The organism is Dactylosporangium thailandense (assembly GCF_059739745.1).
In genome coordinates this window covers 2,267,731-2,280,981 of the sequence record NZ_AP029195.1, presented here as the reverse complement: position 1 = coordinate 2,280,981, position 13,251 = coordinate 2,267,731, and the positions used below count along the sequence as shown (strand labels likewise).

General features: G+C 73.3%; 12 protein-coding genes and 1 pseudogene. 6 read left to right on the top strand and 7 right to left on the bottom strand.

The window, feature by feature from the left end:
• Nucleotides 1–254: 254 nt before the first annotated feature.
• Together AC6JBM_RS09980 and AC6JBM_RS09975 are read right to left on the bottom strand one after the other, a co-directional pair.
• Nucleotides 255–641: pseudogene (locus AC6JBM_RS09980) on the bottom strand (CoA-binding protein); the annotation flags it as partial.
• Nucleotides 642–753: 112 nt separating this feature from the next.
• On the bottom strand, nt 754–1,176 hold the full coding sequence (locus AC6JBM_RS09975; RefSeq protein WP_497983308.1) for a CBS domain-containing protein: 423 nt from the start codon (nt 1,174–1,176) through the stop codon (nt 754–756).
• Between the two features lie 145 nt (nt 1,177–1,321).
• On the opposite strand from AC6JBM_RS09975, the gene AC6JBM_RS09970 reads away from it, so the two are divergent.
• From AC6JBM_RS09970 to AC6JBM_RS09955, 4 genes are all read left to right on the top strand, one after another.
• A complete protein-coding gene (locus AC6JBM_RS09970) occupies nt 1,322–1,528 on the top strand; it encodes a DUF1918 domain-containing protein (protein ID WP_497983307.1) in 207 nt (68 codons plus the stop codon).
• Between the two features lie 103 nt (nt 1,529–1,631).
• Nucleotides 1,632–1,919, top strand: coding sequence for a hypothetical protein (locus AC6JBM_RS09965; protein ID WP_497983306.1), 288 nt, complete (start codon nt 1,632–1,634; stop codon nt 1,917–1,919).
• A gap of 138 nt (nt 1,920–2,057) precedes the next feature.
• Nucleotides 2,058–3,014, top strand: a complete 957-nt coding sequence (locus tag AC6JBM_RS09960) for an Acg family FMN-binding oxidoreductase (RefSeq protein WP_497983305.1) — start codon at nt 2,058–2,060, stop codon at nt 3,012–3,014.
• Between the two features lie 121 nt (nt 3,015–3,135).
• The gene (locus AC6JBM_RS09955; protein ID WP_497983304.1) at nt 3,136–3,876 is read left to right on the top strand and encodes a VIT1/CCC1 transporter family protein; all 741 of its coding nucleotides are present in this window, start codon (nt 3,136–3,138) and stop codon (nt 3,874–3,876) included.
• 77 nt (nt 3,877–3,953) lie between these two features.
• On the opposite strand, the gene AC6JBM_RS09950 is transcribed toward AC6JBM_RS09955, so the two are convergent.
• Nucleotides 3,954–5,072 (bottom strand): GH12 family glycosyl hydrolase domain-containing protein, encoded by a 1,119-nt coding sequence (locus tag AC6JBM_RS09950; RefSeq protein ID WP_497983303.1) that lies wholly within the window; start codon nt 5,070–5,072, stop codon nt 3,954–3,956.
• 157 nt (nt 5,073–5,229) lie between these two features.
• Here AC6JBM_RS09950 and AC6JBM_RS09945 point away from each other — a divergent pair, with 157 nt between their 5' ends.
• Nucleotides 5,230–5,631: a hypothetical protein gene (locus AC6JBM_RS09945; RefSeq protein ID WP_497983302.1), complete on the top strand. Its 402-nt coding sequence runs from the start codon at nt 5,230–5,232 to the stop codon at nt 5,629–5,631.
• 84 nt (nt 5,632–5,715) lie between these two features.
• Here the strand turns inward: AC6JBM_RS09945 and AC6JBM_RS09940 are convergent, their stop codons facing one another.
• Both AC6JBM_RS09940 and AC6JBM_RS09935 read right to left on the bottom strand, forming a co-directional pair.
• Nucleotides 5,716–6,513 carry an ABC transporter ATP-binding protein gene (locus AC6JBM_RS09940; RefSeq protein WP_497983301.1) on the bottom strand — a complete coding sequence of 266 codons (798 nt, stop codon included), beginning with the start codon at nt 6,511–6,513 and terminating at the stop codon, nt 5,716–5,718.
• Entirely contained in the window at nt 6,510–7,178 is a 669-nt protein-coding gene (locus AC6JBM_RS09935) for a FadR/GntR family transcriptional regulator (RefSeq protein ID WP_350623033.1), read from the bottom strand. Before AC6JBM_RS09935 ends, AC6JBM_RS09940 begins: the two co-directional genes overlap by 4 nt.
• Nucleotides 7,179–7,783: 605 nt before the next feature.
• Between AC6JBM_RS09935 and AC6JBM_RS09930 the strand changes: the two genes are divergently transcribed.
• On the top strand, nt 7,784–8,872 hold the full coding sequence (locus tag AC6JBM_RS09930) for an LPXTG cell wall anchor domain-containing protein (protein ID WP_497983300.1): 1,089 nt from the start codon (nt 7,784–7,786) through the stop codon (nt 8,870–8,872).
• A gap of 5 nt (nt 8,873–8,877) precedes the next feature.
• On the opposite strand, the gene AC6JBM_RS09925 is transcribed toward AC6JBM_RS09930, so the two are convergent.
• Complete coding sequence (locus tag AC6JBM_RS09925; protein ID WP_497983299.1) at nt 8,878–9,549, bottom strand: DNA alkylation repair protein; 672 nt, start codon at nt 9,547–9,549, stop codon at nt 8,878–8,880.
• Nucleotides 9,546–13,223, bottom strand: coding sequence for an FHA domain-containing protein (locus AC6JBM_RS09920; RefSeq protein WP_497983298.1), 3,678 nt, complete (start codon nt 13,221–13,223; stop codon nt 9,546–9,548). Before AC6JBM_RS09920 ends, AC6JBM_RS09925 begins: the two co-directional genes overlap by 4 nt.
• Nucleotides 13,224–13,251: the final 28 nt, after the last annotated feature.

Below are 13,251 nucleotides of genomic sequence, written 5' to 3'. Positions count from 1 at the left end.
TTTCGGCTGATCGCGGCGCCTCACCCGCCGTGGGACGCCCCGCGCCGGTCGGCGTTGTGGGCGGGATGCGTGCGCCAGCGCACCTGCCGCTGCTGGGCCCGGCGGTGAGCATTGCGGTGCCCGCCGCGGCGCCGCAGCAGTGTCTGGGCGATCCCGTCGTGCATCCCGGACCGGGCCGGCCCCGCGGGCACGGGCTCGGGGTCGATGCCGTGGTAGACGCGGCTCGCCGGGGTGATGCCGCCGACGACCATCTGCGCCAGCGTGCGCTCCATGCCGATGCAGGTGTCCTCGACGTACTCCAGCCCGGCCGCCTCGGCGATCCGGCGCGCCTCCGGGCTCTCGATGCCGAGCTGCAGCCACACCGCCCGGGCCCCGAACGCCGCCACCTCGCGCACGATCTGGGGCGCCTCCGCGGCCGGCCGGAACACGTTCACGACGTCGATGCGCCACGGGACGTCGGCCAGCCGCCCGTAGACGTGCTCCCCGAGGATGCGATCGGCGTGCGGGTTGATCGGAATGATCCGCCAGCCCTGCTCCTGCAGCATCTTCGGCACCCAGTACGCCGCTTTGAGGGGATCGCGCGATGCTCCGACGACCGCGATCGTCCGCGCGTCCGCCAGAATCTGCCGTGCGGTGCGCATTGGACTCATCTCCAATCCGAGCCGAGTCCTGGTCTCGGTTCCAGCGTTGCCGGGCGTGGCCTGCCGCGCAAGGCCGAACGTCCCGAATCGGGCGGCAATGCGGCCCGCACCCTCAAGCGGCGCCGGGCAGCAAGGTGGCGAGCACGTCGCCGCGGCTCACAACGCCCACCACCCGATCGCCGGCGACGACGGGCACCGTGCGCAGGCCCTGCTGCAGCATGATCGCGGCGACCTCCGCGACCGTCGTGCCGGGCGCGGCCACCAGGGGCAGGCCCGACATCACCTCGGCCACCCGGCGGCACGCACCAGGCCGCGCGACGGCCGGAGCGCAGCCACGCGCCACGGCCCGCAGGCCTCCCGTGCGCTCCCGGAGCAGGTCCATGTCGCTGATCAGCCCGACCAGGGCCTGGCTCTCGTCGACCACCGGCATCGTCGTGATGGACAGCCGCTCCAGCAGCGCGAGCGCATCGTCCAGCGAGGCGTCACAGCCGATCGTCCGGGCCGGCGCGGTCATGATCTCGGCGGCGCTCGTCACCACCCCTGGGTACCCGCGAAATCGCGGTGTCACCGCCCGGCCCGCCGCAGTCTGCGCCGAGTCTGCCCGCCCATGCATGAACCACGGCATCGGGGGAACCAGTCTCCGTCACCAGAACCACCGATCAACCTCGGGGAGCGCGGTCGTGAAGGCGAAGATGGGCGACAAACTGATCGAAGAAGGCACGCGGGTGGGCGACCATCGCCGCATCGGCGTCATCACCGAGGTGCGACGCGACGACGGCACGCCTCCGTACAAGGTCCGCTGGCTCGACACCGGCCACGAGGCGCTCGTCTTTCCCGGGCCGGATGCCCGGATCGAGACCGCGGGCGCCTCCGACCGGCCCGGGTGACCGACGAGTTCCCGGAGAGGGCCGGCACGTCGCCGACGGGACGTTCGGCCCTGACTGTCACCGTCGGCGACCGATAGTGTCAAAGTGCCAGGGGGTGATTCGGATGGCGACCACGATGATCGTGGGTGCGCTGATCGCGTGCGTCTACGCCGCGCTGATCGCCTTGCACGCAGCCGCGATCCGTCACGGCGGCACGGCCCGGAAGCGGCTGCATCCCGCTACGTGGCTCGCGGCCAACGGCGAGCGGCGGCGTGGACGCGAGGAGAGCGGCATGGTGCGGCGCCGCATCGCCGGCGAGCTCGACCGCAGCGGCTACCACGACGCCATGGCGGCGCTCGCCGCGCGGGACGCGATCGAGCATCCGCTCGAGGTGCCCAAGTCGCTGCGGTGAGACGTTGGAGGTGAGCGTCATGGCCCGGCCCTGCCCGGGCCGGTCGGCGCCGGGTGATTTTCGCCGGCGCGGCACATCGATCCGGTGGGATCGGGCAGCCGTTGCGCCACGGACACCTGGAGCCGAAGGAGGAGCGCGATGCACACGGCCCTGCTCCGGGCGGCGCGGGACGCACGGCTCGCCCCGTCGATCCTGAACTCTCAGCCGTGGCGCTGGCGGACCGGCGGCAATGCGCTCGAGCTGCATGCCGATCCCGCCCGCCAGCTGCTGCACATCGACCCGCACGGGCGGCTCATGATCCTCAGCTGCGGCGCCGCGTTGCACCACGCGCGTGTGGCGCTGTGCGCCGCCGGTCACGAGCCGGTCGTCGAACGGCTGCCCGATCCCGGGCGGCCGATGCTGCTCGCCCGGATCGTCATCGGCCGGGCGCAGCCGCCGACGAGCGAGAGCCTCGCGGCGTACGACAGCATGCGCAGGCGCCACTCCGACCGGCGCCCCTTCCCGGCCGACGCCCGGGTCCCGGCCGAGGCCCTCACCCGGATGCGGGCCGCCGCCGAGGCCGAGCGCGCGCACCTGTACGTGCTGGGCTCACCGGACGTCGAGTATCTGCGGTACGCCGCGCAGGGTGCCCACACGATCACCGCCCACGACACCCGCGCGGCGGAGGAGCTGCGGCAGTGGACCCACCGCGACGAGGCCGCCGACGGGGTGCCGCCCGCCACGGTGGTGCCCGAGGTGCCGCGGCCGGTGCCGGTGCGTGACTTCGGTCTCGGCACGGAGGCCGAGTTGCTGCCCGGTGCCGGCGACGACGCCGGCGCCGAGTACCTGGTCGTCGCGACGGGCGGGGACGGGCCGCCGGACTGGCTCGGCGCGGGCGAGGCCACCAGTGCGGCCTGGCTGACGGCGACGACCGAGGGGCTCGCGGCATCGCCGATGAGCGAGGTGGTGGAGATTCCCGGCGCGCGGGTGCTGGTCCGCACGCTGCTGCCGACCCGCGAACAACCCCAGCTGGTGCTGCGCGTGGGGGTCCCGCCGACCACCGAGCCTCCCCCGGCTCCTCGCCGGTCCGCCGCCGGCATCGTCACCGAGGGCTGACGGCCCACCGGGCGTCCACTGTGGAGGATCGCCCGACTCCCCCGGAGGCAAGCACAGCCTTGCCTTCGTTGCGGCGTACGGATTCGGGGTCGTACCGTCGTTGACGGGTGGGTGATCAACGATGAGCGAGAAGACCATGCCGGCGGCGATCGTCGCGGCCGTGCACCCCGGCGAGCTGCACACCGCCGGGGCGTCGGGACGATTGAACTGGCTGCGGGCCGGGGTGCTGGGGGCCAACGACGGCATCGTGTCGACCGCGGCCCTGGTCGTGGGCGTGGCGAGCGCGACCACCTCCACCGTGGCGATCCTGAGCGCGGGGACGGCCGGGCTCGTGGCGGGCGCCGTGTCGATGGCGCTCGGCGAATACGTGTCGGTGAGCACCCAGCGCGACAGCGAGCGCTCGCTGCTCGCCACCGAGCGGCGCGAGCTCGAGCAATACCCCGAGGAGGAGTTCGAGGAGCTCACCGCGCTCTACCGGGCGAAGGGACTCACCGAGTCGACCGCCCGGCTGGTGGCGCAGGAGCTCACCGCGAACGACGCCTTCGCCGCCCATGCGGAGGCCGAGCTGCACATCGACCCGGAGGCGCTGACCAGCCCGTGGCAGGCGGCCGCGGCGTCGGCGGTCTCGTTCACCGCCGGTGCGCTGCTGCCGCTGCTGGCCATGCTCCTGCCGCCGGCCGAGACCCGCATCCCGATCACCGTCGTGGCCGTGATCCTGGCGCTCGCGGCGACGGGGGCGGTGAGCGCGCGCCTGGGCTCGGCCGGGGTCGGCCGCGCGGTCGCCCGGCTCGTGGTCGGCGGCGCCCTGGCGATGGCGGTCACCTTCGGCATCGGGCAGCTCGTGGGCACCGCGGCCGGCTGAACCCGTCGCGGCGCGGCATTCACGGCGGTGCCGGCCCCGCGGCGGGAGCGGGACCGGCACCGTTTCCGGGGTGTGGGTTACGCGGTGGTGCAGCTCACCGACGACGGCGCGGTGCCGTTCGCGGTGAAGCCGTAGGTCGTCGAGGCGCCGGCCCCCAGGGAGCCGTTGTACGTCTCGTTGCGCACGGTCACCGGCGAGGTCGAGGTGACCCGCCCGTTCCACAGCGACTGGATCGTGGCGCTGCCGCCCGACCAGGTGGTGCTCCAGCCCGAGATCGCGGCCGTGCCCGAGTTGCGCACGGTCACCTCGCCCTGGAAGCCGCCCTGCCAGCTGTTGATGGTGCGGTAGGTCGCGGCGCAGCCGGCCGTGCCGCCGCCCCCACCACCGCCGCCACCGCCCCCACCGCCGCCTCCGCCGCCGCCGCCGCCTCCGCCGCCGCCGTTGATCGACGCGGAGAACGCGGTGACGGCGAGGCCCTGGCCGCCGATCCAGGGCTCGAAGCCGGCCTGGATGCTGGTCAGGTACCACGAGCTGGTGGCCTTGCCGCGGGAGATGACGTCGGTGATGAAGTTCTTGACGTCGAAGCTCCAGCTGCTCATCGCCGACGGGGAGACGTAGGAGACCACGTCGTTGCCGCCGTTGTTGCCCTGCCAGACCTCCCACGACTTGCCCGCGACCGTGGCGGTGCCGACCCGGCTGCCGACGGGCTGGATCGAGCCCTGCCGGTTGAACCAGATCATGATCTCGGTCGCGTTGACGCCGTTCGTCTTGGGCGTCGGGTCGAGCCAGATGTCGTATGCGGCGTCATAGGTGGCACCGCTGACGAAGTTGTACGTGATACTGGTCTGGGCGGTGCTGATCGCGCTGATCTGCATCGGCAGGTTGGTGCCGGGCGAGCAGTTCGAGTAGTGACAGCCCACGTAGATCGCCGGATACGAGGCCGGCGCGCCGTTGGTCGGCTTGTTCGCGTTGATCTGCGAGATCGAGAAGCCGGTGCCGGTCACGTTGATGCACTGGGTGGCGCTGTTGCCCCAGTTGTTGTTCATGACCACGTACCGGCCGCCGATCGTGGTGGACCCGTACGTGTCACAGATCTGGGTGTCGGCACCGGCCGGCGATGCGGGCCCCATCACCGCCACCAGGCCCCCGACGACGAACAGGCCGGCCGCCGCGACTGCGCGCAGCGCTTTGCTCATGGTGTTGCCTCCTTGCCTCGGTTGGAGCGCTGAGCGGGAGCGCGCTCCTGGAGGCGGACGCTAGGCAACCTGACCCGGGACGGCGACAGAAGAGCGTCACATTGCGTATTGCCGCAGCTCAATAGGGGTGACAGTGAGTGAAAGGTACACTTGTCCAATGAGGGTTGTCTATTCGATAGCGGGGTGTGGACTGACCCTCGCGTTGTCCGCGTGTACCGGCGGCCACGACGATCCCGCCCCGGCGCCCACGACCCCGCCGTCCCCGGCCGTGCAGCGGCTGCGACCGGGCACCCACGTCGAGGTGACCGCGGTGGTGAGCCGCGTCTACGGGACGCACGCGTTCGTGGTCGAGGACGCCGACCTGCCGCCGACCGGCCAGCTCGTCGTGTCGGAGGCGCCGGTGACGGTGCTGGTGCCCGAGCTCGTCACGCTGTCCGGCCTGGTCGAGCAGCTCGACCAGGCCGCGCTGCGGCGCTACGGGATCGGCGACGCCGCGCTCGCGGTGGTCGTCATCGCCTCGGTGGTGCGCGACTATCCCGGGGAGAGCCCGACCGCCTGAGCGCCGCCGGGTCGGCGGCTCAGAACCGCGACCCAGAACCGCCACCCAGAACCGCGGCTCAGGACCGCGGCTCAGGACCGCGGCTCAGGACTGCGCGAAGGCGCGGCGGGCGGTCCGGGCGCTCCACCGTCCGTCGCGGTGGTCCACGTCGATCGCGTGACGGAACGCCGCCGAGATGTTCGCGCTCGTCAGCACGTCCGTCGCCGGGCCCGCGGCGACCACGCGTCCGTCGGCGAGGATCAGCGCGTGCGTCGTCGTCTCGGGCAGCTCCTCCAGGTGGTGCGTCACGAGCACCGAGGTCAGCCCGGGATGCGTCCGCGGCAGCATGGCGATCGTGTCCAGCAGCTGCTCGCGCGCGGCGACGTCCAGGCCGGTCGACGGCTCGTCGAGCAGCAGCAGCCGCGGCTCGCCGATGAGGGCTCGGGCGATGAGCGTGCGGCCGCGCTCGCCCTGGGACAGGGTCGGCCAGCGGTCGCCGACGCGCCCGGCGAGGCCGAGCAGGTCGATGAGATCGTGTGCGCGGGCGCGCTCGGCGGCGGTGGGTTCCCAGCGGTTCGGTGTCTCGACGGTGCCGGTGATGCCGGTCAGCACCACCTCGGCGACGGTGAGCGGCGAGCGCAGCGGATGCCGGGGATTGACGTGACCGATGGCGCGCCGGAGCTTCTGCAGCTCGACCCGCCCGAGCTCGTGCCCGAGCACGTGAACGCTCCCGGTCGTCGGATGCGTGACGGCGCCGCAGAAGCCGAGCACGGTGCTCTTGCCGGCGCCGTTGGGACCGAGCATCGCCCAGTGCTCACCCGCACCGACCGCGAAGCCGACGCCGTGCAGGATCTCCTTCCCCTCGCGCCGGAAGGTGACCTCGCGCAGCTCCAGGACGTTCACATGTACTCCTTCACGCCGTCGATCAATCCGTAGGACGCGGCCACGGCGCCGTCCGCGTCGCCGGCCCGGATCGCCCGGAGGATGGCCGCGTGCGCGTCACGCACGCCGGGATCCTCGGGGAACACGGCGGTCTCCTCGATGGACTGGTTGATGACTCCCTCGACGGCGTCGAAGAGCCGCAGCAGCAGCGGGTTGCCGGAGGCCACGACCACGCCCCGGTGAAAGGCGGCGTCGGCGGCGACGTACCCGGCCCGATCGCGGCGTTCGTGCGCCAGCGCCCGGGCCGCGAGGGCTCCCTCGAGCGCATCGACCGCCGCGGGGTCAGCGCGCCGGGCGGCGATCCGGGCCGCGGCCGCCTCGAGTCCGCCGCGCACATCGAGCACGGTGGTCAGCCCGGCGTCACGCTCGTCACGCACGAGCACACCGGTGATCTCGTCGGTGGCGCGCACGTAGGTTCCGTCGCCGACGCGGGGCTCGAGCAGGCCGGTGATGCTGAGCGCTCGCAGCGCCTCGCGCACCGTGCCACGGCTCACCCCGAGCTCCTCGGCCAGGTGGTGCTCCCCGGGGATCTTCTCGCCGACGGGCCAGCTGCCGTCCTGAATGAGCTCACGGAACCGCTCGGTCACCTGAATGACGAGCGGCGCCTGCCGCACCAGACCACGCACGCGGCGAGTGTACTGCAAATGTCGAACATTTACACCGCTCGGCCTGACCGCCTCGCCGCTCGATGGCCAGCACCCATACGGCGCTCACACGCCGGGCGACGGCGGTCTTACGTGAGGCGACTGCGACAGGGCGCGAACGGCGTGCGGATGACGGCGGACGCACGGTGAGCGACTGAGCGGCAGCGTGCAACGACGGCGACGGGCGGCGGGGTGAGCAGCACGCGGCCGACCTACGGGCGGGTGGCGGCGTAGAGGTGAGCAGCACACGGCAGGCGTGGGGCGTGGGACGAGCGGGACGGGAGCAGGAGGCGGCGGCATGGGCGCGAGACGAGCGGGACGGGAGCAGGAGGCGGCGGCATGGGCGCGAGACGAGCGGGGCGGGAGCAGGAGGCGGCGACGGAGTGAGCGGCGGAGGGCGAGTGAGTGGCGAGCCGCGCAGTCCTCGCCGGCGCTCCTGTAGGGCGATCGGGCAGAGTTCGGTCCCGCGCGTACCGCAACCGTCCGCAACCTTGTGTGCACCCGAACCGCTCCCGCACAGTGACTGAACCGATCATCACTCTTCGGAGTTGGTCAGTGACACAAAGTTCGCTGGTTGGAGGTAGCTCATGCACAAGTGGGCGTTGCGAGGCCTGGTGACCGCGGGATTCGCCGGCGGGATCTGGCTGCTGAGCGCGAGTGCCGCGCAGGCGTCCGACGCGCCGCGGCCGGGCATCGACCTGGGGCTCGCCTCGGTCGGCCTGGGCGGGTCGCCGTCATCGGTCGACGTGGGTGGAGCGGCGAGCATCAACCTGGGCACGGGCAACGGCATCCAGGTCGGCATCAACCTCGGCGGTGCGCCGAAGCCGAAGCCGAGCGGCACCGGCGGCGCCCCGGCCCCGAGCAGCAGCGGCGGCAGCGGCAACAGCAGCGGCGGCAACGGCGGCAGCGGCGGCGGCAGCGGCGGATCGACAGTCCCCGCGTCCGGTAGCAGCGGCAGCAATGGCATCCAGGCCGGCGTCACTCTCGGCAACGTCGCGAACATCGACGCGGGCGTGAACACCTCCGGCGTGCAGGCGACCATCGACGTCGGCGGGACCTCGCCGGCGACCGCGCCGATCAACGTGACCGTCGACGCCGGCTCCAGCGGCACCGCGGCCGCCGGCCCCGCGTCGGTCGGCCTGAACCTCGGCGGCTCGACGGTGACCGGGGGCGTGACGCTCGGTGACGCCGCCGGCGTGGACCTGGGCGCCGACCTGTCCGACCCGTGCGTCGACGTCTCGATCGCCCTCGGCGACGTGGCCTCCGCCGGCGCGACGGTCGACCTCTCCCACGGCGTCTCGGCCGGCGCGACGCTCGAGCTGGGCGGCATCGCCGAGGTCGACCTGAACACCAGCCTCGGCACCGACCCGACGCTGGTACTCAACGCGACGCTCCTGCCCCCAGCCGCCTCCAGCAACACCGGAAACGGCACCGGCACCGGCACAGGGACGGGAACGGGAACGGGAACGGGCAACGGACCGGGATCGGGCGCGGGAACCGGAGCCGGAACGGGCGTGGGCACCGGTGCGGTCACCGTCGCCGACCACTCCCCGACCACCGGCGCCCTGCCGGCCGCGCTCCCGGTCACCGGCCTGCAGACGAGCGCCATGGCCCTCGCCGGGCTGCTCATGATCGGCCTGGGCCTGCTCCTGCTCCGTCGCCGCCGCCAGTTCTGAGCGGCCTATCCCGACGACCGCCGGCTCACCATCTCCGCGATCCAGACGGGCGCGTACGGGGAGGTGCAGTTCGGCGGCGTCGGATAGTCCTTGAGCACGCCGAGCCGCTCGCCGATGGCGATGGCCCGCGCGCGGTGCTCGGCGTGGTCGATGCCGATCTGGGCGAGGCAGTGGTTCATCGCCCACTGCAGCCGCTGCGGCGCCTCGCGCATGTCCGACTCGATCACGTCGAGCAGGGCGGCCAGGTCCAGGGACGCGGGCGCCTTCGAGACCCGCTCGGTCGTGAGGGCCCAGCCCGCGCTCGCGACCACCGGATCCGCGTCCGAGAGCCAGGTCAGGCGGAGCGACTCCGCGTGCGGGCTCTTCTTCACCGCGTAATTCACGAGCCAGTCGTGCACCTTCGGGCCGCCCGTCTCGCGGACCATGGTGTCCAGCTCGTCCGCCGCGAAGGCCTTCGGGCGGCAGACGAGCAGGGCCAGCAGCCGGGCCGCGGTGTCGCCGGTCCGCCACAGCTCGCGGGCGAGGTCCTGCTGCGTCTTCAGGCGCTTCGCGACCTCGCGCAGGCGGCTCAGGTTCACGCCGTGGTCGTCGCCGCGCCTGGCGTTGGCCTCGCGGATCTTCGGGTCCTGCAGCGCGTCCAGCTCGGCCATGACCTCGGCCAACTCCGTCTCGCTCACGAGCCGGACGGTACCACCAGCGGGCCCCCGTGACCGGGAATGCCCTTGTCGCCCGGGATCGGCGCGTCCGGGGCCGTCGTCGTGATGTCGTGGGCGCGGGTCTGGGCGGCCACGCGCTCGTAGTACGCCGACACGGTGGACAGGGCGGCGCGCACCGCGGCCAGCAACTCGCCGCCCGCCCGCTCGATGACCGCCGACTCGTGGAGCTCGAAGGCGCGTACACCTTCCAGCACCGCGGATTTCAGGTCGCGCAGCAGCCGCACGTCGGCCTCGGCGTAGAGCCGGCACAGGGCGGTCACCCGGCGGTGGTCCTCGCCGGACCGCAGCAGCTCCTTCACCACCGGCAGGGAGCCGTGCACCAGCGCGTCGGGCGCCACCTGGGAGTCGTAGGCGCGCACGTCCTGGTGCGGGTCGCAGAAGCCGACGGTGTGCTGCCACAGCCCGCGCAGGTCGTCCTGCAGCAGGCCGTCGAGGTAGCTGACGAGGAACCGGCGGTGGGCCTCGAGGACGTACTGCGCCTTGAACGGTGTCAGCTCGCGCGGATCCTCGCCGGCCGTCGCCTCCGCCGACGTGAAGCCGTAGTCGGCGCTCAGCGCGTTCTCCATGCCGGCGAGCAGGTACACGAAGCGGACCCAGATGCGGAACAGCTCCTCCAGCGGCACCGAGTGCAGGCCGGACTCGGTCAGCACCACGCCCCAGCGGGCGCCGAAGCGCAGGCGGCGCAGGTGACCGATTTGGTACATCGTCAGCTGGGCGTCGATCTCGGCGTGCGCGTGGTGCAGCACCTTGCGGTAGGCCGCGGTCGCGTCGAGGCCGGCGTGGTTGCGGATGATGTGCGGGCCGCCGATGTGCAGGTGCACGAACTCGGTGACGTCGAAGACCGCGCCGCCGACGGCCATCCAGTAGCCGGCCTCGGGCGTGTTGTGCCGCGCGAGCTCGGACACGTCGAAGCGCGGCCCCTGCTGGGCGTGGCCGAGGTACGTCGTGAAGACGTCCTCACCCAGCCGCCCGTCCGCGACCAGCTGCCGCATGAACTCGCGGCCGTCGCCCGGTGCGATCTCGGTGAGCGCCTTGACCACGGCGGCGGCGAAGGGCGCGCTGCCGCAGACGAAGACGTGCGCGCCCCGGCCGCCGTCGGCCACGGGCCGGAGCAGCTCACGCAGTACCGCCGCGTCCTGATGCATGGCGTCGTCGACCCGGCGGCGTCGTCCGGCCCGCACGGTGTGGCTCTTGCCGTCGAATACGACGGACGCGTCGGCGCGGGAGAACGCGACCTCGAGCCGGAGCCGTCCCTCGGCCGCGGCGGCGTCGAGGGCGGCGTGCTCGACGAACTCGCCGGGCGTGCGGATGCCGAGGTAGAGGTGGCGCTCGCCGGAGTCCACGAAACCGAGGAACGGCGCGATGCCGGAGCCGGCCGCGAACATCACGACGGGGACGGCGGGGTCGGCGGGCAGGCGGAACCGGGGCGTGGGCACGATCTGCAGCGAGATGCGCCGGCGCCCCTCGGCGGCGGCCCGGCGCAGGAAGTGCGAGGCGGTGCCGAGGCGTTTGCGGGGGTACGACCACGGCGTGCGCGCCGAGTCGTACTCGAGTCCGGTGACCACCAGCCGCAGCGTGGTGGCGGGCCGGCCGGGCGGCGGGGCGGAGGCGATGGAGTACAGGCGGAACGGCTCGGGCGGCACCACCTCGCAGAACGCCTCCGGGTCGCCGGGGCCGGCCTTCCACAGCCGGGTGACGTCATACCCGCCCGCGTACAGCAGGTTGAGCACGTCCCACAGCTCCCACTGGTCCTCCATGCGGGCGTCGACCACCCGCTGCCAGGAGCCGACCGCGGTGAGCCGCGCGAGGCGCTTGGCCACGGCCCGCCCGACCGGCCGGAGCTTGGCGAAGCGCAGCAGGGTCCGCAGCGGCAGCACGTCGACGTCGCCGTAGCCGTGCCGGCAGGCGACCGCGGCCCGCCAGCGCGGGGTGAGCCCGACGAGCTCGTCGCCGGTGGCCTGCAGCGCGGCGACGGTACGGCGGACGATCTCGTCATCGTGCTCGGCGAGCACGCCGACGCGGTCGCCGGGCTGGTGGTGCACCCCCTGCCCGGTGACGTCGAGGTCCAGATAGCACGTCCAGGCGCCGGACTCGCCGGTCACCACGCGGCCGCGGCGCGCGGTGCCGAACACCACCGGCGGCCCGACCGGCGGGCGGCGCTCGTCGCGCACGACCGCCAGCTCGCCGTCGACCTTGTCCCAGGTGCGGTCCTTGAACAGGCCGGTGAACCGCGCGCCGGTCGTCACCTGCCGTCCGACCTTGAACGCGACCTCCAGGAAGCCGTACGCCTTGATGCGGTGCAGCCCCATCCAGCCCCGGTCGCCGACATAGGCGTCGAGCACCGCGTTGTAGATGCCGCGCAGCGTGCTGTTGCGGGTGTCCTCGATGTACTGCCGCACCGACACCTCGCGCAGCGCCGCCACGAGCTCGCGCCAGTGCCGCGGGAAGAACCCGGCCAGGTAGGTGCTCTGCTGCCCGACCAGCGAGCCGTAGTCGCGGCGCTCGAGGAACGCGTCGATGGCGTGGACCTGCGGCTGCGCGGTGCCGCTCGGGCTCGGCGCGCCGTCGAAGATCGGCACGCCCGCGGTGCCGACGGTCTTGGCCCACAGCACCTGGTCGAGCGGGTGGCGGCCGCGCGGGTTCGGGTCGATCTGGGGATAGACGGTCTGGGTGACGTGCTGCAGCCGGTCGAGAATCACCAGCAGCGCCCGCTCGAGACCGGCCGGGTCGTCGGCGACCACGGCCTCCTGGGCCCGCAGCATCGCGCCCAGCACCGGCGTGAGCCCCATCGCGAACTCGGTCGTGACCAGGTAGAAGACCCGTTCGGCGGCGTTGTCCCAGGTGGGCACGAGCAGGTCCATGTTGGCCAGTGCGCGGGGGCCGGCCGGGTCCCGCAGGCGCCAGTTGTAGAAGAACAGGTCGATGTACGACACCGCCGGCATCTGCTTGCCCAGCCGCCGCGAGACCGTCGTCCACGGCCGCAGCAGCGACTCGGGCAGCGCCGCCGGCGGATCGACGGCCATGTACTGGTACGCGTGCGCGAAGACCCCGAGCAGCGTGGAGGCGCGCAGCAGGTACCGGTCCGGCAGCGCCTCGGCCCGCGCGTCGAGCACCGGCAGCGCGTCGAAGGCCCGGCGCAGCCCGAGCCGCCGGAACAGCTCCGGCAGCCGCCCGGTCATCTCGTCCCAGGCCCGGTGCGACTCCGGGAACGCGGTCAGCGGCGGCTCGACCGGCAGGAAGCCGTGCGCGAGGGACAGGAACCCGTCCAGCTCGTGCCCGGCCTGCCGGTTGTGCGCCTCGGCCGCCTCCACCACGCGCCGGGCGGCGACGGCGGGCCGCCCGACCGGGTGCAGCGCGGTCAGCTGACCGGAATCGATCAGCCCGGTGGCGTCCGCGTCCACCAGCGACCAGGCCAGCTCGTACCGCCCGATGCGCAGCCGGTCGCCGGGAGCGAGCACGCGCCGCGTGACCCGCTCGTCGTTGACGAAGGTGCCGTTGGTGCTGCCGAGGTCGGTGAGCACGACCTGGTCGCCGTCGAGGTCCAGCCGCGCGTGGCGCCGCGACACGTCCCGGTCGTCGAGGACCACCGCCGCCGTGCCGCCGTCGCGGCCGAGGGTCGCGGGCAGGGGGCACACCCGCTCGGTCGTGTCGCGGGTGTGCCGG

What these genes read in the sequence shown, in the direction of transcription:
- AC6JBM_RS09950 (WP_497983303.1), bottom strand. Translation starts at nt 5,072, where the DNA reads ATGAGCAAAGCGCTGCGCGCAGTCGCGGCGGCCGGCCTGTTCGTCGTC.
- AC6JBM_RS09930 (WP_497983300.1), top strand. Translation starts at nt 7,784, where the DNA reads ATGCACAAGTGGGCGTTGCGAGGCCTGGTGACCGCGGGATTCGCCGGC.
- AC6JBM_RS09955 (WP_497983304.1), top strand. Translation starts at nt 3,136, where the DNA reads ATGAGCGAGAAGACCATGCCGGCGGCGATCGTCGCGGCCGTGCACCCC.
- AC6JBM_RS09965 (WP_497983306.1), top strand. Translation starts at nt 1,632, where the DNA reads ATGGCGACCACGATGATCGTGGGTGCGCTGATCGCGTGCGTCTACGCC.
- AC6JBM_RS09945 (WP_497983302.1), top strand. Translation starts at nt 5,230, where the DNA reads ATGAGGGTTGTCTATTCGATAGCGGGGTGTGGACTGACCCTCGCGTTG.
- AC6JBM_RS09960 (WP_497983305.1), top strand. Translation starts at nt 2,058, where the DNA reads ATGCACACGGCCCTGCTCCGGGCGGCGCGGGACGCACGGCTCGCCCCG.